General features: G+C 46.5%; 17 protein-coding genes and 1 pseudogene. 5 read left to right on the top strand and 13 right to left on the bottom strand.

The features are described 5' to 3' along the window. Together K5Q99_RS05295 and wecB are read right to left on the bottom strand one after the other, a co-directional pair. Positions 1-280: pseudogene (locus tag K5Q99_RS05295) on the bottom strand (glycosyltransferase family 4 protein); the annotation flags it as partial. Further along, on the bottom strand, positions 280-1,401 hold the full coding sequence (gene wecB, locus K5Q99_RS05290; protein ID WP_106651733.1) for a non-hydrolyzing UDP-N-acetylglucosamine 2-epimerase: 1,122 nt from the start codon (positions 1,399-1,401) through the stop codon (positions 280-282). The gene wecB and the pseudogene K5Q99_RS05295, both read right to left, overlap by 1 nt. A gap of 265 nt (positions 1,402-1,666) precedes the next feature. On the opposite strand from wecB, the gene coaD reads away from it, so the two are divergent. Continuing rightward, a complete protein-coding gene (gene coaD / locus K5Q99_RS05285) occupies positions 1,667-2,158 on the top strand; it encodes a pantetheine-phosphate adenylyltransferase (protein WP_220776262.1) in 492 nt (163 codons plus the stop codon). A 90-nt stretch (positions 2,159-2,248) separates the two neighbouring features. Continuing rightward, the gene (locus K5Q99_RS05280) at positions 2,249-3,724 is read left to right on the top strand and encodes a capsule assembly Wzi family protein (protein WP_220776261.1); all 1,476 of its coding nucleotides are present in this window, start codon (positions 2,249-2,251) and stop codon (positions 3,722-3,724) included. Positions 3,725-3,797: 73 nt separating this feature from the next. On the opposite strand, the gene mutM is transcribed toward K5Q99_RS05280, so the two are convergent. The 8 genes from mutM to K5Q99_RS05240 all read right to left on the bottom strand — a co-directional run bounded on the left by mutM (position 3,798) and on the right by K5Q99_RS05240 (position 10,855). Beyond that, entirely contained in the window at positions 3,798-4,613 is an 816-nt protein-coding gene (mutM, locus tag K5Q99_RS05275; protein WP_106648852.1) for a bifunctional DNA-formamidopyrimidine glycosylase/DNA-(apurinic or apyrimidinic site) lyase, read from the bottom strand. A gap of 35 nt (positions 4,614-4,648) precedes the next feature. After that, a complete protein-coding gene (locus tag K5Q99_RS05270; protein ID WP_106648854.1) occupies positions 4,649-5,104 on the bottom strand; it encodes a hypothetical protein in 456 nt (151 codons plus the stop codon). A gap of 90 nt (positions 5,105-5,194) precedes the next feature. Next, positions 5,195-6,178: a GTP 3',8-cyclase MoaA gene (moaA, locus tag K5Q99_RS05265; protein WP_220776260.1), complete on the bottom strand. Its 984-nt coding sequence runs from the start codon at positions 6,176-6,178 to the stop codon at positions 5,195-5,197. Positions 6,179-6,194: 16 nt separating this feature from the next. Next, positions 6,195-8,006, bottom strand: a complete 1,812-nt coding sequence (locus K5Q99_RS05260) for a bifunctional molybdopterin-guanine dinucleotide biosynthesis adaptor protein MobB/molybdopterin molybdotransferase MoeA (protein WP_220776259.1) — start codon at positions 8,004-8,006, stop codon at positions 6,195-6,197. Between the two features lie 29 nt (positions 8,007-8,035). After that, entirely contained in the window at positions 8,036-8,629 is a 594-nt protein-coding gene (mobA, locus tag K5Q99_RS05255) for a molybdenum cofactor guanylyltransferase MobA (protein ID WP_106648860.1), read from the bottom strand. Next, positions 8,613-9,323 carry an ABC transporter ATP-binding protein gene (locus tag K5Q99_RS05250; protein ID WP_106648862.1) on the bottom strand — a complete coding sequence of 237 codons (711 nt, stop codon included), beginning with the start codon at positions 9,321-9,323 and terminating at the stop codon, positions 8,613-8,615. The genes mobA and K5Q99_RS05250 overlap by 17 nt, the downstream gene beginning before the upstream one ends. Before the next feature lie 3 nt (positions 9,324-9,326). Next, entirely contained in the window at positions 9,327-10,034 is a 708-nt protein-coding gene (locus tag K5Q99_RS05245) for an ABC transporter permease (RefSeq protein ID WP_106648864.1), read from the bottom strand. Then, complete coding sequence (locus K5Q99_RS05240) at positions 10,031-10,855, bottom strand: ABC transporter substrate-binding protein (protein ID WP_220591536.1); 825 nt, start codon at positions 10,853-10,855, stop codon at positions 10,031-10,033. The genes K5Q99_RS05245 and K5Q99_RS05240 overlap by 4 nt, the downstream gene beginning before the upstream one ends. Positions 10,856-11,136: 281 nt before the next feature. Between K5Q99_RS05240 and K5Q99_RS05235 the strand changes: the two genes are divergently transcribed. Next, on the top strand, positions 11,137-12,519 hold the full coding sequence (locus K5Q99_RS05235; protein WP_220591535.1) for a sigma-54-dependent transcriptional regulator: 1,383 nt from the start codon (positions 11,137-11,139) through the stop codon (positions 12,517-12,519). A 1-nt stretch (position 12,520) separates the two neighbouring features. Further along, on the top strand, positions 12,521-14,674 hold the full coding sequence (locus tag K5Q99_RS05230) for a sensor histidine kinase (protein WP_220776258.1): 2,154 nt from the start codon (positions 12,521-12,523) through the stop codon (positions 14,672-14,674). A 357-nt stretch (positions 14,675-15,031) separates the two neighbouring features. On the opposite strand, the gene K5Q99_RS05225 is transcribed toward K5Q99_RS05230, so the two are convergent. Both K5Q99_RS05225 and K5Q99_RS05220 read right to left on the bottom strand, forming a co-directional pair. Continuing rightward, complete coding sequence (locus tag K5Q99_RS05225) at positions 15,032-15,490, bottom strand: GNAT family N-acetyltransferase (RefSeq protein ID WP_220776257.1); 459 nt, start codon at positions 15,488-15,490, stop codon at positions 15,032-15,034. Between the two features lie 99 nt (positions 15,491-15,589). Continuing rightward, on the bottom strand, positions 15,590-16,249 hold the full coding sequence (locus tag K5Q99_RS05220; protein WP_106648874.1) for a 7-cyano-7-deazaguanine/7-aminomethyl-7-deazaguanine transporter: 660 nt from the start codon (positions 16,247-16,249) through the stop codon (positions 15,590-15,592). Between the two features lie 215 nt (positions 16,250-16,464). Between K5Q99_RS05220 and K5Q99_RS05215 the strand changes: the two genes are divergently transcribed. Further along, positions 16,465-17,202, top strand: coding sequence for a substrate-binding periplasmic protein (locus K5Q99_RS05215; RefSeq protein ID WP_220776256.1), 738 nt, complete (start codon positions 16,465-16,467; stop codon positions 17,200-17,202). A gap of 21 nt (positions 17,203-17,223) precedes the next feature. On the opposite strand, the gene K5Q99_RS05210 is transcribed toward K5Q99_RS05215, so the two are convergent. Further along, on the bottom strand, positions 17,224-18,582 hold the full coding sequence (locus K5Q99_RS05210; protein WP_220776255.1) for an isochorismate synthase: 1,359 nt from the start codon (positions 18,580-18,582) through the stop codon (positions 17,224-17,226). Positions 18,583-18,650: the final 68 nt, after the last annotated feature.

The following is an 18,650-nucleotide window of genomic DNA, read 5'->3' as shown; positions in this document are numbered from 1 at the left end:
TTATAATATCAGTCTTTTTATTCGCATTTTTTTTAACCCATTTTGCAAGAGCATACTTCTTTAGATTGCCACGAAAGCATCCTGTATTTATTCCATGAACATTCATATGTTCAGTTTTTATAGAAAATGAATCTTTTGCGGGTTGTACTAGATGACAATCCCACCCATTTCGAGATAAAACTTCAGCTAAACTAATAATGTAATTTTCTATACCGCCTATAGTTGTTAATGCCCTTTCCGAATTATACATAGAGCGATAAATTATATAAATATTTGACATTATTTTACCTGATAATGAAGTTTGATAATATTAAGTATTCTTTGGCACGTATGCCCATCACCATAAGGGTTAACTGTATCACCAAAAGCCTTTTGGTTTTTTATCAAAATGTTAACTTCAGATACTATTTTATCAACATCAGTTCCTACAAGTCTAACCGTTCCTGCAGAAACAGCTTCAGGTCTTTCGGTTTTATCACGTAAAACAAGCACTGGTTTTTTTAAGGATGGAGCTTCTTCCTGTATTCCGCCTGAATCAGTGAGAATAATATCAGCTCGATCCATTAATGTTACAAAAGACTGATAATCCAAAGGATCAATAAGATGGAAATTATCTAACCCACCTAAGTGTTTGAAAACTGGTTCTTGTACTTTAGGGTTTAAATGTACAGGATAAACTAACTCCCAATCTTTGTTCTCTAATGCAATTGTTTTTAGTGCGGTACAAATATTTTCGAATCCAACACCAAAATTCTCCCTACGATGCCCAGTAATTAAAATAACTTTTTTTCCGTCTAATATATTTAGCAAGTCTTTTAATTCATCAGAGTGTGGGAAATCGCCTTTCTTCGTTATAGATAATGTTTGAAATAAAGCATCAATTACAGTATTTCCCGTAACATAGATACTTTCAGGAAGATAACCTTCATTTTTTAAATTTTCAGCTGAGGAAGGGGTTGGTGCAAAATGCAAGGACGATAATACAGCTGTTAATTTTCGATTAGCTTCTTCTGGCCAAGGTGAAGTTATATCACCTGTACGCAAACCAGCTTCAACATGACCGACATCAACTTTTTGATAAAATGCCGCCAAAGCCGCAGAAAATGAAGTGGTAGTATCCCCATGAACTAAAACCAGTTGAGGTTGAAATTCTTTAATGACCTTCCCGACACCCTCAACGATTGCGCCAGTCAACCATTCTAAGGTTTGATTTGGCTTCATCAGATTTAAATCGTAGTCAGGGGTCAATTCGAAAATACTTAGCACTTGGTCAAGCATATGGCGATGTTGTGCTGTGACACAAATTTTGACATCTAATTGAGGGTCATTGGCTAGCATTTTTGCCAAAGGACACATTTTTATTGCTTCAGGTCGAGTGCCAAATACGAGGAGAATTTTCACAATAAAACCTACCCAAGTTAAGGTCAGAAAGTAGTCATTGTTTCGGTGTGCTATTGATTCATTAATTAACAGCTGCCATATCACAATTTTCGAGTCAGTATTCTACCTTTTAGGCTGTCTTTTGGCTATGGCATACCGAGTAGGATTAAATGCCATCGGGACTATATCTAGTGCTCCGTTCAGTATATGAAAGATATTTTGCTTAGCGGTATAAGCGGGTGATAGACTTTTATATACCGTAGCTTAAACGTTTTTTGTAAATTATATGCACACAAGAGCGATTTATCCTGGGACGTTTGATCCCATTACCAATGGTCATGCCGATTTGATTGAGCGAGCGGCTAAGCTGTTTAAGCATGTGATTATTGGTATTGCAGCCAATCCTTCTAAGCAGCCAAGATTCACCTTAGAAGAGCGGGTTGAACTGGTAAATCGTGTCACTGCTCATTTGGATAATGTTGAAGTGGTTGGATTTTCGGGTTTACTGGTGGATTTTGCCAAGGAGCAAAAGGCCAGTGTGCTAGTGCGTGGCTTACGTGCGGTATCTGACTTTGAATATGAATTCCAGCTAGCAAATATGAATCGTCGATTGAGCCCAGATCTGGAAAGCGTGTTTTTAACGCCTACCGAGGAAAATTCCTTTATCTCCTCAACCTTAGTAAAGGAAGTCGCTTTGCATGGTGGCGATGTGAGCCAATTTGTTCACTCAGAAGTGGCGACAGCATTAGCAGCAAAGCTTAAGCTGGCTAAACCTTAGATTTTACCCGCGTACCTGATGGTTTTTACGTAGGCGTTTTGTGTTAACTTTGAGGCATTGTGGCCTCGCGATGATACTTAAAAGGATGTTATGAAGGCTTTTTTAACCCCCACGATCCTTGCTACTAGCATTGCCTCTGGCCTATTTTTTTCTTCAATGCTTGCCGCTGCCCCTTGGGTTGATGCCTCTGACATTTATCTTCGAGCCGATATTCAAGCGTTGGCCGATGCGGGTGTAATCACTGTTCCTGTGAATACTTATCCCTTGATGTGGTCAGGAATTGGCAGCGATTTAGCAAAAGTAGAGCCTGAATTGCTTTCTCCTAGTCTAGTGCAAGCCTTTGCTCGGGTTAACTTTTACTATCAAAATGCTGTCGATAATCGCGGCAATGCGAGGGTTAAAGTCTCGGGCGCGACCGATCCTGCTCGTTTTCAACACTATGGCTCCGATTATCGCGAGAAAGGTGAAGTGCTGGGTTCCTACGAGTATTTAGGATCGCGTGTTGCCTATAAGGCGACTGTGGCAGAAACCTATGATCCACAAGATAATAAAAATTTTCGCCTCGATGAGTCATATTTTGCCATCATTTTCGGTAATTGGATTGCGACCTTAGGTTCGGTTGAACAGTGGTGGGGGCCTGGATTTGACTCTGCATTGCACCGCTCTAATAACGCTCGCCCTATGCAGTCGCTAACACTGAGCCGCAATAATGCTGCAGCCTTTGAAACGCCATGGTTATCGTGGATTGGTCCTTGGACATTTAAAACTGGATTTAGCTTAACGGAAGCCGAGCGTGCTGTGCCTAAAACGGCTGAGTGGGATATGCGCTTAAGTGCAAGACCAATTAAGCAGCTAGAAGTGGGTCTGTCGTGGTCTACATTATTTTGTGGCGAGGGCCAAGATTGTAACTTCAACTCTTGGTGGGATTCGGTTGCCAGCAACTCAGTTTGCCTCGATGGTACAAGTGATTGCGCGCCAGAAGAGCGCCGCGATGCAGGTCATAGAACCCAAAGTATCGATATGCGCTATACCAGCTCATGGCAGGTTATTCCTGTGGGATTATATCTCGAACATAGTTGTGAGAATGGTAGCGACTGCGGCTCACTTTGGGGGATTGATACCCATTTTGGCACATCGGGTAAGCAGTTTAAGCTGTTTATGGAATATTCAGACACCTATGTAAAATGTGATGGTGATAGTGCCAATTGCTTCTATGAAGATCCTGTCTATCTAAGTGGTTCTCGTTATTATGGCCGTGCTTTAGGCTCAACCTATGATAGCGATGCTCAAACGTTTGTGGTGGGATTAGTCGGCCAGTTTAGTAACAGCCGAGGTTTTACCTCTTTATTGCGTTATGCGAAGTTGAATAAAGATGGCACTAATGTGGCGAGCACTTGGGCGCCACAACCACCGAAGGAAGATTTGTTGATGCTTGAGCTTTCCTATCGTATGCCCGTTTGGAAGGGAATGTGGAGCTTAGGTGGCACGGTATCGAGATCGGAATTTGATGTTCAAGAAAATGATACTAATGCCACGCTCTTTAGCAGTTTTGAGTATCGCTTCTAATCGTAGCTTACATCTAATGACAACAATAATGCCAAGCCAATACTTGGCATTTTGCTTATAAATAATGTGATAGTTAGCGTGTCTGGCAAATGCCACAGAATACTGTGGTGCGTTGGCCTAAACGGATTTCACTCAATAGGTTACCGCAGCTGGTGCAGGTTTCACCGCCGCGACCATAGACATGCAGTTTTTGGGCGAAGTAGCCGGGCTTGCCATCGGCATTGGTGAAGTCTTTCAACGTAGTGCCACCTTGCTTAATGGCGTGGGCTAAGATTTGCTTCACTTCGGCAACTAAAACGGTTAAACGCTCGATATCGATCGAGCCTGCCTCGGCTTCAGGATGAATGCCCGCCGCAAACAAGGCTTCATTAGCGTAAATGTTGCCCACTCCCACCACGATATGATTATCCATCAGGCAGAGTTTGATGGCCTTTTTCTTGCCCGCTAAAGCTGCCGCTAATTGTGCGACATTAAAAGCCTGGGTCAGTGGCTCTGGCCCCAGCTTGGCGAGTAATGGATGGGCTTCTTCTGGGAGTTCACACCACAGCCAAGCGCCGAATCGCCTTGGATCGTTAAAACGTAAAATGCGGCCGTTGGCGAGCACTAAGTCGATATGGTCATGCTTTTCTACTGGGGTATCGTGGGGCAAAATCCGTAAACTCCCCGACATGCCTAAATGCACTATGCTAGTGCCCGCGTCAGTGTCGATTAATAGATACTTAGCACGGCGTCGCACTTGGCGTATGACTTGGCCGATAATTTGTTTGGCGATGTCAGGCACTGGCCAGCGCAACGAACCATTGCGGATCACAAGATCAACCACGGTTTGTTCGACAAGGAAGGGGGCAATACCCTGACGGGTGACTTCAACTTCTGGTAATTCCGGCATGGATTCTTTCTTATCTTAAGTAAAATGGGGCGGCATTAAGCTGCGGGTTTCGCATCGAGGATCGGTTGTAGTTTAGCTCGTAAACTCGGAGGCACTAAATACCAATTGCCAGCGGGTGACTTTAACGCGCCTTCATTGGGGAAATAGATCCACAGCTGAGCATCGCGGATATCTGCAATCTGGATGACTAATTCTTGTGGATTATCTGTGGTTTCTGGTGCCGCCGTTAAGGGAGACACCCGTATGGTTTGCCACGCCTTTGCCCATTCATCACAGTTGAGAACTTTAGTGTCGCACTCCCATTGTGAGGCTTGCTTGTGCAGCCACATTCCATCGAGTTGCAGCTGTGAAAGCGGCGCATTATCGTCAAATAACAGCTGAGCATCACTCGGAACATTATTGGTCTTGTTATCCATATAAGTCAGCACGGCGACCATAAAGACGCAGGCGACAATAATGACGTTATTCCATTGCTTACGAGTTAAGGCCATAGAAATGTGTGACGCTAAATATGGGGTGATGCTTCGAGTTTATCACGGCCAAATTGAGATGCTAGCCCTTAAGCGATGGAGGGGGGATGCTTAACCGCCAGTGGCGTTCATAAAACGTAGGATGTGTACCTGATTATTGCCAAAGTCGTGCTGTTTAGGCTTGAGGTTAATGCCCGCGAGAATAGCGGCTTTAAGTCTCTCAATATCTGCGGGAAATTCCCTGACTATGCTTTTGAGATCAACGGCATGCTCATTGCCTAAACACAGCAATAATTGGCCTTCAACTGTGACGCGCACGCGATTGCATTCGTGGCAGAAGTTGTGACTGTGGGGTGAGATAAAACCGATATGGATTGGGCTGTCTGCCATAGTGTAATACCGCGCTGGGCCACCAGTGCGTTTACTCGATAGCTGCAGCGGATAGCGATTTTCTATGATGGCTTTGACTTCATCACTGCTGCAATGACGGGCACGTTTACGCTCATCTATTTCGCCAAGTGGCATTTCTTCGATAAAGGCGATGTCTAAACGGCGACCACGGCAGAAATCAACTAAATCAATGACTTCATTATCGTTCTGCTGTTTTAAAATCACCGCGTTAATCTTGATACGTTCAAATCCCGCCGCAATAGCCGCATCAATACCATCGATGACTCTGTCTAATTTGCCGTTACGCGTTAGCTGAGTAAACAGTGTGGGGTTTAAGGTATCTAGGCTGATATTGAGGCGCTTTAATCCTGCATCAAACATGGGTTTAGCGAATTTTGTCAGCCTTGAACCATTGGTGGTCATGGATAAATCCGTCAGCCCAGGCAGCTTACCAAGCAGACTAACTAGCTGATCGCAATCGGTGCGAACTAAGGGCTCGCCGCCAGTCAGGCGAATTTTAGTCACACCGAGCTCGGTAAAGGCTTGGGCAATCCAAGCTAACTCTTCGAGGTGGAGTACGTGATCCTTTGGCAGAAAACAGGGATCTTCGGTCATGCAATAGACACAGCGAAAGTCGCAGCGGTCGGTGACCGAGAGCCGTAAATATTCGACCTTACGGCCAAAGGAATCCACCATTAGACTCATAAAAGCTCACTGGATCTTAAAGCAGATCCGCAAAGGGTTGAATAAACACAGTTTCGCCTGCATTCACGGCTTCCGCATCATCGCCTATGATGATGAGGCAATTCCCTTTGACCATTGAACTTAACATCCCAGAACCTTGGTTGCCCGTGCTGCTCACGTGCAGGCGTCCATCTTTACCAAGCTGAAAAATTCCGCGAATAAATTCGGTGCGACCTTGGCGGCTTCGTAGTGTTTCATCACTAATTGCGGGGAATAGCTGCGCTTGCCAGTTCACTTCACCCGCCAATTTACGTAAAGCGGGTTGCACAAACTGCAGGAAAGTGACCATTACCGCCACAGGGTTGCCCGGCAACCCGAAGAATAAGCTATCTCCGATTTTACCAAAGGCGAGGGGTCGACCCGGACGCATACTAATCCGCCAAAAATCGATTTTGCCTAAGCGGGCCAGTACGGTTTTAATGTAGTCCGCATCGCCGACAGACACGCCACCAGAGCTAATGACAACATCGGCAAGGGTGGCGGCTTTAGCGAGCGTTGCTTCGAGGGCGGTTTCAGAATCTTCGATAATGCCTAAATCGATAACATCACACCCAAGACGTTTCGCCATCGCTTTGATAGTAAAGCGGTTTGAGTCATAGATGCAGTTGGCTTTGAGTGCTTCGCCAGGTTGGCTCACTTCATCGCCGGTGGAGAAAACGGCAATGGTTGGGCGGCGATAAACATTCAAACGATTAAGCCCAAGTGAAGCCAGTAAACCTTGTTCGGCGGCGCTAAGGCGAGTAGCTTTGGCGAGGGCAACTTGGCCTTGGGCGATATCTTCCCCTGCGAGACGTACGTGTTGACCCGCCATAATACGGCCGTCGAAGCTAACATTGCCGTCGACTTCCTTGGCAAGCTCTCGAGGCTGCACTGTATCGGCACCCGCTGGTATAGTTGCACCCGTCATGATGCGCACGGTTTCGCCAGCGTTAAGCGTGCCCGAATATTGATGACCAGCAAGGACCTCTCCCACCCGTTTTAAGGTGGCAGGCATGGGGTCTTGATAGATAAAGGCGTAGCCATCCATCGCCGAATTAGTTTGTTGCGGCACGTTGACGGGAGAAATACTGTCACTGGCCAGTACGCGGTTATCTAAGGCGTCTAAGTCAATCTCTTCGACTTCTGCCACGGGGGATACATGGGATAAAATTTGCGCTAAACCTTGGCTGACGCTGAGGTTTTTGTTGTCGCCTATGGTGCAGGCATCCACGGCTGAAATCGGGTATTGGAGTGGCGCTTCCCAGTTTTGGGCGTACTCCATCACAAAGTCGGCAATCTGGCTGACATTGTTGAGATCAAGTCGGCGCAGCTCACTCGGGATTGCGTCGCTTGGCAATTGAGTGTCATCGCAACAGGCGATGGCGAGGATATTTTCATCTTGGGTGTAGATAAAAGGTTTGCCGTGGGCGGCGCGGTGCAACTCAATTTTAGGTAAAGCGAGTTTTTTAAAGCCTTCGACGAGGACGATATCGACTTTGTCGGCTTCGATTTGCTTGAGCAAATGGACTAACTCAGGATCGCCATCGCGTGCGTCTTCTGTCATTAGCGCCCAGCGCACATGGGAGGCGACTAGCATTTGCCGCGCACCCGCTTTACGCATTTCGTAACTGTCTTTGCCGGGAATATCCACGTCGAAATTATGGTGCGCGTGTTTGATCACGGCTAAGCGTAGGCCACGTTGATTTAATTCGGGGATCAATTGCTTGAGTAAGGTGGTTTTCCCCGTGCCACTGTAGGCACAAAATCCGAGAACGGGAATAGATAGCGGATTGACGAAGGGAGTACTCATTTGCACCTCTAATCTGGGAAATTTAAGCCTTAGCTTTGGTTTATCTCTGCGGCCAATCTTTGTTTTTGTTCTGGCGTATTCACATTCACAAAGGCATTAGGTTGGTCGGCGAAAGACTCAACGACAAAGTGATGCTTGGCATACCAAAAGTCCACTTTACGCTCACCCGCCTCAAGAAACGCTTTCATCGAGTCACGTAAGCTGGGTTTTAGTAGTAAGACGACGGGTTGCTCATATTCGCCATCACTGGCAACGGCGAGCTCTGCATCTTCGGCCTTAATCGCTGCCAACATACGCGGCACAAGGTCGGTTGGTAGCAGTGGGCAGTCGCAGGGCACCACTAATAAGTAGTCAGCAGCTGTATTGCCCATTGCGGTGATCATTCCCGCTAAAGGGCCGAGGAAACCGCTATGCTCATCGCTTATCACCTTAAAACCAAACTCAGCATACCGTGTTTGGTTGCGATTTGCGTTGATCAGGATCTCCTTAACCTGAGGTTTTATTCTGTCTATTGTGTGTTTAATCATGGCTTCGCCGTTTAATTCGACGAGACCTTTATCGTCGCCGCCCATGCGACGTGCCATGCCACCGGCAAGAATAACGGCATCAATTTGCGATGACATATAAAGACTCCTGTGCTGGCAGAGATTCTGGGTGTTGATAAGAGGTCGTCACTCGTTTGCCTTCTATGCGCCACTGTTGTTCGCAGATGGAGGTTAACGCGCAATTTTGATGGCTACTCAACAACATACCTGTGCCTTCATGTTTGAGTTGTTGGATCATTTTTAATACTAACTCTTGCGAGTCCTTGTCCATATTGGAGGTCGGTTCGTCGAGCATTAACAGTTTAGGTTGTAGGATCCAAGCGCGCGCAATGGCGAGGCGCTGTCTTTCGCCGCCAGAGAGATTACTGGCTCTGGCGTGTAGTAGTGACCCTAGCTGCGCCATCTCAATTGCCTGAGTAATACGTTGTTTCGCCTTGGCTTTTGTCTCTGAACTGAAATTTAGCCCATAGGTGAGATTATATTCCACTGTACCGTCGAACAAATAAGGATGTTGGTGCAGATAAACAGCTTTACCCAACAAAGGGTTGCGTCGCCACCACGCATTCTTGGCAAAACCTTCAGTCTTAATTTTGCCTTTCGTTGGTAGCATTAAGCCCGCAAGAATTTTCATCAAGGTCGATTTACCCGTGCCATTGTCGCCTTGCAGATAAATCACATCCCCTTGGCAGAGCGCTAATGCGTCCGCTTTGAATAACAGGCGATCGCCAAAGGACATCTCTAAGTCACGGGCGATCAGTTTGACCTTAGTCATTGCTTAATGGCTCCTTGGCATGGCTTTGCCGCGTAAACTACCTAAGGCAAAGTTGAGGATCAAGGCCAAGATTAACAGCACTAGCCCGAGGGCGATAGCTTGAGCGAAGTCGCCTTTACTGGTTTCCAGTGCGATAGCCGTAGGTATGTTACGGGTTACGTTTAAAATATTGCCGCCGACCATCATAGAACAGCCGACTTCGGTGAGAATACGGCTAAAGGCCGCGACAATCGCCAGCAGTAAGGGCATACGTAGCTCGCGGCAGACTGTCCATACGGCGCTGCACCAAGAAGCACCTAAAGTGCGTGAGGTTTCCCATGCTCTACGGTCAACGCTTGTAAAGGCGGCTTGGCTCATCGCAATCAGTACGGGCGCGCAGATCAACATTTGCCCGAGGATCATGCCTTCTTGGGTGAATAACCATTTTAGATCGCCCAGAGGACCATTGCGGGTGAGCAGTAAATAGACCAGCAGACCGATAACGACAGTGGGGATAGATTGCAGAGTTTGCACTAAGTTCGTGACTATCCATTTGCCGCGAAATGGCGCAAACGCTAGCACAAAGCCAAGTACCATAGATGGCACCAGCGTGATGAGCAGCGCCGCGAAAGAAACCGAAAACGAGATCGAAATGATGGACCAAACGTCTGGGTCTAAAGAAAACAGCAGGCTTAACGCCTGCTGTAACAGTGCTAGCCAGCCGTCGCTCATTCGCTATAAGTTGCCTTGAACAATTGCTCACCTTCAACTTTGAAGTTATTGATCATGCTTTGACCTTCTTTGCTGATCAACCAGTCGCTGAATGCTTTAGCGCCTTTGTGGTTTAGATCTGGGTACTTAGCAGAGTTGATCAGAATAACTTGGTATGGGTTAGCTAAGGTTTTGCCGCCATCGAAATCAACACCAAGATCTAGCTTAGTTTTGTAAGCTACAAAAGTACCACGGTCAGACAGAGTGTAACCTTGCATTTCATTTGCCATTAGCAGGGTTTTGCCCATGCCTTGACCTACTGACGTGTAACCTTTGAAATCGGGTGTCACACTTGCCGCTTTCCACACTTCTAACTCTTTGATATGAGTGCCTGAATTGTCACCACGAGAGATAAAAGGTACGCCTGATTTGGCTATTTTAGCGAAGGCTTCTTCGGCATTCTTGCTGTCACGGATTTTTGCTGGGTCATTTTTAGGGCCCAGTACCACGAAATCATTTTCCATGATGCCACGGGGCTCAACACCAAAACCGTCGGCGACGAATTTGGCTTCAGCACTTGGCGCATGAGTCATGACTAAATCCACGTCACCTTGCTCACCCAGTTTCAGGGCTTTACCTGTACCAGTAGCAATAACTTGAACCTTGTAGCCAGATTCACTTTCAAACTTAGGTAACAGTTCTTTTAATAGGCCAGAGTTTTCAGTGCTGGTGGTCGTGGCTAATTTAATAATTTCAGTCGAGTGAGCGGGTAAAACGGTGAACATACTGGCTGCAACAACCAGTCCTAGTAGTGACTTCATATGAGATTTCATGTTTAGCATGGGTACTCCTTGGCGAAAATAGGATTCCAACTCAAATGCCTACTGAGTGGAAGGTCTCGTAATGTAATACGTTCGGTTGAAAGCAAATTAGATGCCAAGCTGAGAATGCGGTCATTTTCTTCACAGCTTAACCTAATTTGTGAGCTTGATCCCAAGCTCAACAAATACTCTACAGACAAATTGTCTCAGCACCTACTTACTGTGGTTCATAGTGACCTATTCATCTATTTTCAGTGCTAGAATTGGTCGCAAATGAGTCAAAATGTCCAGAAGCAGACAATATGAGCCAGATAGATAATAACCTCAAGCCTCTTCCATCGGCAGTATCGGTACTGATTGTTGATGATGAACCCGGAATGCGCAGTTTTTTAAATAAAGCACTCTCGAAGAAATTCGCCTTAGTCGAAACGGCGGGCAGTATCGAAGATGCGGAGCAGCTCCGTAGTCGTTGCCATTTCGATTTGCTGATCGTCGATATTCGCCTGCCGGGCCGCTCAGGTATCGAATGGCATGAAGCGTTGGATGAGCAGGGCCGTCGTTCGGACATCATTTTTATGACCGGCTATGCCGACATGGAAGTGGCGATTACCGCGCTACGCGCTGGTGCGTCTGACTTCATCATGAAACCTTTCCACCTTGAGCAGATGATGACAGCGGTCGATCGTTGTATCGAACGCCGCTTGCTTAAACGCGAGAATTTGATGCTGCGCCGTGAGGTTTCCATCGGTTATTCATCGACCATTATTGGCAGCAGTGAGGCCATGAAGTCGGTGAAACATATTATCGAACGTGTGGCGCCGACCAATGCCGTGGTGTTGATCCAAGGTGAGTCAGGTACGGGTAAGGAATTAGTCGCACGCCAATTACATTTGCTCAGTGGACGTCAGGGACCTTTTGTCCCGGTTAACTGTGGCTCTATCGCCCCTGAATTGCTCGAAAGTGAACTGTTTGGCCATACCGCTGGTGCATTTACGGGGGCGAAAGGCAATCGTGAAGGTTTATTCAGTTTTGCCTCGGGCGGGACGATTTTCCTCGATGAAATTGGCGAAATGCCACTGAAAATGCAAACGGCATTGCTCAGAGTATTAGAGCAAAAAGCGATTCGCCCTGTGGGCAGCGAGAAAGAAGTGAACATAGATGTGCGAGTGATCGCGGCCACCAACCGCACTTTGATTGATGAAGTGGATGCGGGTAATTTCCGCCGTGACTTATATTATCGACTGAATGTGCTTGATATTTTAATCCCGCCATTACGGGACAGACCCGAAGATGTGGTTGAGTTAACCCATCACTTTACCCGCCAACTCGCGGCTGAATTAGGGGTAAGAGAAGTCGTGTGGAGCCATGAGGACATGGTGAAGCTGCAACAACATGAGTGGCCGGGCAATATTCGTGAGCTGCGCAACATGATTGAGCGCTGTATTTTACTGGGCAAGCCTCCTGCGGAATATTGGAAACAACAACTCAAGAGTGACTCTTCCTCGACATCGGGTTACCCATTGGATTGGCCATTAAAAGAAGTTGAAAAACACCATGTGACTAGCGTGGTGGATTTACATTCGGGCAATAAGTCTGCCGCGGCGAGGGATTTAGGTGTTTCGCGTAAGACCTTAGATCGCAAGTATAAAGAGTGGTTTGAGTTCAGCGGCGAACAGGAGTCATAGGGTGTCATTCTTCACTCACTTTTTTGGTGTCAGTTGGCAGCAAATGCAGGCCAAGGTGCGCTATCGCATATTAATCCTGACGTTATTGCCTATTCTACTGACACTGGTGAGTTTAGTGTTTATCACTATTTACTGGAATATCAGTTATACAGGTAAGCAGCTGTTTATGAAGGTTAAAGCTGACTTATCTGTTGCCGAGAATACCTTGCAGCAAGTGCAAGTACGCCAAGAAAAACAACTCGAACGTGTGGTGACGTCTTGGACGTTTCAAAATGATTTCAGGCCACTTTTCAGTGGTAAAGCATTAACTGGCGAAGTAGTACACAGAGCCAGTCTTGACGCATTTCTCCTCGAACAGAAAAAACAACTTAACCTCGATTATTTGCGTCTCGTCACCGTTGCCGAAGCGGCCGCAGACCCCGATTTACGTCAGATCCTCCCAAAGATAAATGGTTTATTACCTTATTCCGGCTTGATGGTGCTACCGCCCGAGCGTTTAGCGCGCATAGACCCCGAATTGGCGATCACTGCGAGCATCCCGATTGTCGCGACCTTGAGGGCGCAGAGCCCGACTAAAACCGTTGAAGAACGCGGTTTATTAAGCCGTAGTCTGCTACCCGTGCCTGATATGCAAGGTAAAGTGGCTTGGTATCTGGATGGTGGCATTCTGTTTAATCGTGACACGCGGATTGTCGATCACATTCGTGATTTGGTGTATGACAAGGGCACCTTACCCGAGCGCTCCATCGGCACTGTGACCATCTTCTTAGACAACATCCGTATTTCCACTAACGTACCATTGCACTTTTATCCCACGGGCAGCGAGACGCAAGGTCGCGCGCTGGGCAGTTTAGTATCGGAGGAGGTTAAGGAAAAAGTGTTAACCCAAGGCGAGCAATGGGTCGACCGCGCTTTTGTGTTTAATGATTGGTTTATATCCGCTTACGCTCCCTTGGAAGATATTCGCGGCCAGCGTGTCGGCATGATCTATACGGGGTTTTCTGAGTCACCTTTTATCCACAATTATTTACTCAATATCATAGAGCTGGGCACGATTCTAATGTTAGTGCTGTTAGTGTCAGGCTTGCTGGTTTATCGCGGTGCTTATAGTTTATTGCAGCCAATTGAACGTATTCACCATGTTGTACAAGCTGTGCAGTCGGGGCGCAATATTCGTATCGGTGCCTTAGGATTAGATCGGGATAACGAGTTATCGAACTTAGCCGAGCAGTTTGACAGTATGCTTGACTTGCTACAGCGTCGAAATGCCCAAATTCAAGCGGCGGCAGAGCAGCTTGAAATGAAGGTCGAAGAGCGTACCCGCAGCTTGCAGGACAAAACCTTAGAGTTGCAACGTAACGTGGCCTTACTGAATGAAACGCGCCAACAGCTCGTCACCAACGAGAAGCTCACCGCACTCGGTGAATTGACCGCGGGTATTGCGCATGAAATCAATAATCCGACCGCCGTTATCCTCGGCAACATGGAGTTACTGCGCTATGAACTTGGCGATAATGCCGAAGTGGTAAAAGAAGAAATTGATCTCGTTATTCAGCAGGTGGGACGGATCAGTACTATTATCCGCAGTCTGCTGCAGTACAGTCGTCCGGGCGAATTTAACGCCCCGCTAGAAATGCATCCGATGACCCCCATTATTGAAGAAATGTTGGTATTAGTGCGGCATTCGATTCAGAAACAAGAAGTGGTATTGATTACCGAGTTAAACGCCAGTTGTCCAGTGCAGGTTAATCGTCCGCAGTTGCTGCAAGTCTTGATTAATCTGGTGGTCAACGCGGCGCATGCGATGGATGGTAAAGGACGTATCTGGGTGCGAACCTATGACTGGGTGCAGCAAGATATGCCGATTGGCGTCAAAATCGAAGTGGAAGATGAAGGTTCTGGGATAGCACCAGAGCAGCTAGGGCGGATTTTCGACCCCTTTTACACCACGCGTAAGGATGGCACTGGTTTAGGGCTTTCGCTCAGTTACGGCATTATTAAGCGGATTGGTGGCACGATAGAAGTCAGCTCAACCTTAGGAAAAGGCACATTATTTACCATAGGCTTGTACCATGAGGCGAAGGAAGATCAGCAGAATAATCCCTACGAGGGCTTACATTTTGCGGGCAATTGCAGCGACACGGCTGCCGATTAGCTTATCGATGAATTTTGCCAAGTGAGATAGTGAGATATGGCAGCTTGCTGTGTTCGATTGATTACCTGTCATTAAAATATGGCTGCAGTTGTTGGTTCTACTTTATGTGGCTTTGCATTACCGAATTTTAGGTAAAAAAAAGCCGGATGATGAATCCGGCCACAAAGAGTGTGTGTGAGCAATGTCGTGCTTGCAAACTCAGGAGCTCCATAACAACGTCGATTACCAGTCATCGTTGTTAAAGATGAGTTTTGGAACGCACGTTAACGATAATCATTCTCAATTGTGTTTGCAAGCTATTTATTAAAAAAAATGCACATCTTTACAAATATCGTTTCGCTCTCATCCATTAACGGTTTAGATCGACTTACGTAGATGCAGTTTATGATCGACTAAGCTTTTTGGATCGGCGTTGAGCTCGGTGATTAAATATTGATTACTGATCAAAAAATTAAGCATCGCAGGGAAACGGTTCATCGTTTTCACCTGAATATGGTTATAGCCTTGACGGCATGCCCAGGTTTCTTGATATTCGAGTAGACTCTGCGCTAAGCCTAAACGTCTAAAGTCAGAGGCAACGCCACCTAACCAACTATAAAATATGGCCTCTTCTTGCTCGTAACCCAGTTTAAACCCTGCCAATTCACCTTCCACATACGCAACTAAGATCAAACACTTTTTGCCCTGTAAGCGCTGATTTAGCACTTCGCTGGTGAGGGGGTGATCGAGTTCAGGGATTTGTTGACTAAGTTGGATAAGCTGAGTGGTTAACTCGGGAGTCAAACCTGACTCTGCTTTTATTTCGATAGAATACATTGCTTGCTCTCATAAAAATCAGCCCCACTCGCGCGTTAACAGGAGCAGGGCTGAGCTATTAACTGGTCAAATTATAACAGGTCTGGCCAGTTGAGTTGATCAGGAAATTGATTCTTGCGGATTGGTGCGCAAAATCTTGTCTTGTAAGACTTTTAGCAAAACCCCGTAGGCAGGCAGGAAAAGACCTAAGCTCACGATCAGCTTAAAACCGTAATCGACAGTAGCGATTTCGGGCCAATTGGCCGCCATAAAACTATCGGAAGAGGCGTAAAAGGCGATGCTGAAAAACACTAAGGTATCGACCAAATTACCCACTAAGGTCGATGCCGCAGGCGCGACCCACCAAGAGCGGCTCATTCGCAGACGGGCAAAAACCTTAATATCCATTAACTGGCCAATCAAATAAGCGGCAAAGCTGGCGAAAGCGATTCGGAACACAAAGGTATTCCATTCTGCAAGTGAGTCAGCGCCTTGGAAGCTACCTTGATGGAACACAACTCCCATCACGTAGGAAATCATCAAAGCGGGAATCATAGCTTTGAGTATGATGCTACGTGCGGCTTGTTGGCCAAAAATACGGACCGTGAGATCAGTGGCTAAGTACACGAATGGAAAGCTAAATGCGCCCCAAGTTGTGTGGTAACCAAATAGCTGAAATGGCAATTGTACTAAGTAGTTGCTGACGCAAATAATCAGTATGTGGAATCCTACTAATAGGAATAAGGCGCGGCGAAGCTGCGCTGTGGTTAACATTAACATATGTGGCCTTTTTAGTTGTGTAGGGCGGGGTGAGGGAACCCGCTAATTTTCAATTTATTATGTTTACGACAATATCACCGAACATTACCGATCGCAGCGAGGCGAAATCGGGTCGCCATTATAGTGGCCGAGTTTTAAGATGCAAGCCTGCTGTTTAAATGTACGCATAGAATGAAAACTCTTCTACACTTTGAGTACGTCGAAGGAGGATAACCATGAGACGATTCTTTGCTATTTTTTGCTTACTTTTAGCCATGTTACCTGTATCCATCTATGCCGCCCAGCCGATAGTTGTCAATGTGGCGACGGCTTCGTGGGAGGATTTTGCCAATCGTGATGAAACGGGTTACTACTTCGAGTTACTCCAACGGATTTTCCCCGAGCCAGAATGGCAACTCAAGGTGCAGTTTATGCCCTTTGCCCGCAGTTTATATCTTGTTGAGCACAATCGTACCGATATCACCCTCAGTGTTTATAAGGGAGATACTAAAAAGGCGCTGCTAACTGAGAATACGGTTGAAGTAGATTCTATCGATGTAGCGGTCACCCCCGAGTTAGCGGCGACTTGGATAGGGCTTGAAAGTCTATCCCATAAAAGGGTTCAGGCCATGTTGGCCTATCGATACAACATGTTGACACCTGTACCTATGTACTACGAAGAAAGCAGCGATATGTTGACTATGCTCAATAGCTTAAACGCAGGACGCATAGATGCCGTGTTGGATTACAAGCCTAATTTGCTTATGTATGTGCCTAAGCTGAAGGCGCCACAAAATTTTGTGATTATTCAAGGCGTACTCAAGGCCGAAACCTATTTTGCCTTTGCAAACACTGAAAAAGGCCAGATGCTGAAACAACATTTTGACCTTGCACATAAGCGTTTAATCGATTCGGGAGAGCAGGACAGGCTTTACCTTGAAATACTTGAAAAAAGAAAGGCTGATGATGAATAGGCCTTAAATTTATTCGGTTTATTACATTTCGAACAGAATCGACATGATAGTCGCGAGTTTATTTTCAAGCTCTTGCCACTCAGCTTCGGGCTCTGAACCCGCAATAATTCCCGCCCCCGCAAATAGGTTAATCCGACCGGGTTCGATCAACGCACTGCGGATTGCCACCGAAAACTCACTCTCGTATTTATTGAAATAACCGCAGGCACCAGCGTACCAGCCACGAATATAACCTTCACGCTGACGAATAAAGTTCAATGCCGAATGCCGCGGTAAGCCACCCACTGCAGGGGTTGGATGCAGCGCTTGCAACAGTTGGAAATCATTCACGCCCGGTTTTAATTCGGCTCGAATTGCGCGATGTAAATGTTGAATATGATTCAGTTTAAAGATGGTCGCTAATTCATCGGCGCCAACATAATTACTCAGCGGTGTGAGCATATTCACTATGTGACTGCGAACGAGTTGGTTCTCAACGCTATTTTTGTTGTCTTCTAGCAAGGCATTCGCCAGCGCAATATCTTCTTCTTGATTGAGGCCGCGAACTGTCGTACCTGCGAGTGCCTCAGTGAATAATTCCTGCTGACGGCGGCGGAATAAACGCTCTGGTGAGCAAGAGATAAAGGTGCGTTCTGGACTGAATTGGAAGCCAAATTGGAAGCTGTTGGGATTACGTCCCTGCCAGCATGCCAGTACCATCCAAGGATCGATAGGTTCGTTCACTTCGAGCTGAGTTAAACGGGATAACACCACTTTGGGCGTGTCTTTATTGAACTTAGGCTCGACTACTTGTTCGACTAAGGTTTTCCAGCGTTCAAAATTGGGCTTGTCACTGCGGCCAAGAGGAACGATTTTCTTCGGTGGTGAGAGTGGTTTAGCGGGCATCACAGCTTCGATGGCGGCGATGGCCTTGTCGATTTCGCTATGGTGATCATTCTCGGCAAAATTAAGATTTACTAACAGACTAAACTTGCTACCGCTGCGTCTAAATTCAATGCGCGGCAGGATAAAACGACTATTACCGAACTCTGGCCAAGATTCTATGGTGCGATCGAAGGCAACGCCGCCGTAGTAACGAATATTTTGATTCGTCGATAAGGCTCGTTGTTCTTGGTAGGCCATGGCCAGTTGCTGATCGTTAACGCCAGTTTCAAATTTGAAGTCTTTACATACCCCAATCGCCGCGACTTCTTCGATTCTGTCACGCCCATGCCAGTAAATACGTGGAAATTGTGTCTGCGATGCCAACCATGAAATTAAAGGCATAGCGACAGTTGTAAGCGACAACTGCGCTATCGGTTCCGTCGGCGGAACTTGCTTTAATTGAATGAGTTTGTCGATGAGAGACTTAAGGTCTTCAGACAGGGCATGAGCGGGCAAATAGAACTCCAAAGTAAAGATAAGGGATAAAGGCGAAAGCTGAAGGTCACTCTGTCAGCATCAATGAA

The sequence above is a fragment of the Shewanella hafniensis genome, assembly GCF_019655335.1.
Taxonomy (GTDB): Bacteria; Pseudomonadota; Gammaproteobacteria; order Enterobacterales; family Shewanellaceae; genus Shewanella; species Shewanella hafniensis.
The sequence above is the reverse complement of the archived record's forward strand: the minus strand, read 5'-3'. Positions and strand labels throughout refer to the sequence as shown.

Coding starts and splice junctions, on each gene's coding strand:
- K5Q99_RS05280 (WP_220776261.1), top strand. CDS start 2,249: ATGAAGGCTTTTTTAACCCCCACGATCCTTGCTACTAGCATTGCCTCT.
- mutM (WP_106648852.1), bottom strand. CDS start 4,613: ATGCCGGAATTACCAGAAGTTGAAGTCACCCGTCAGGGTATTGCCCCC.
- mobA (WP_106648860.1), bottom strand. CDS start 8,629: ATGTCATCGCAAATTGATGCCGTTATTCTTGCCGGTGGCATGGCACGT.
- K5Q99_RS05225 (WP_220776257.1), bottom strand. CDS start 15,490: ATGTATTCTATCGAAATAAAAGCAGAGTCAGGTTTGACTCCCGAGTTA.
- coaD (WP_220776262.1), top strand. CDS start 1,667: ATGCACACAAGAGCGATTTATCCTGGGACGTTTGATCCCATTACCAAT.
- K5Q99_RS05250 (WP_106648862.1), bottom strand. CDS start 9,323: ATGACTAAGGTCAAACTGATCGCCCGTGACTTAGAGATGTCCTTTGGC.
- moaA (WP_220776260.1), bottom strand. CDS start 6,178: ATGAGTCTAATGGTGGATTCCTTTGGCCGTAAGGTCGAATATTTACGG.
- K5Q99_RS05240 (WP_220591536.1), bottom strand. CDS start 10,855: ATGCTAAACATGAAATCTCATATGAAGTCACTACTAGGACTGGTTGTT.
- K5Q99_RS05270 (WP_106648854.1), bottom strand. CDS start 5,104: ATGGCCTTAACTCGTAAGCAATGGAATAACGTCATTATTGTCGCCTGC.
- K5Q99_RS05220 (WP_106648874.1), bottom strand. CDS start 16,249: ATGTTAATGTTAACCACAGCGCAGCTTCGCCGCGCCTTATTCCTATTA.
- K5Q99_RS05260 (WP_220776259.1), bottom strand. CDS start 8,006: ATGAGTACTCCCTTCGTCAATCCGCTATCTATTCCCGTTCTCGGATTT.
- K5Q99_RS05245 (WP_106648864.1), bottom strand. CDS start 10,034: ATGAGCGACGGCTGGCTAGCACTGTTACAGCAGGCGTTAAGCCTGCTG.
- K5Q99_RS05215 (WP_220776256.1), top strand. CDS start 16,465: ATGAGACGATTCTTTGCTATTTTTTGCTTACTTTTAGCCATGTTACCT.
- K5Q99_RS05235 (WP_220591535.1), top strand. CDS start 11,137: ATGAGCCAGATAGATAATAACCTCAAGCCTCTTCCATCGGCAGTATCG.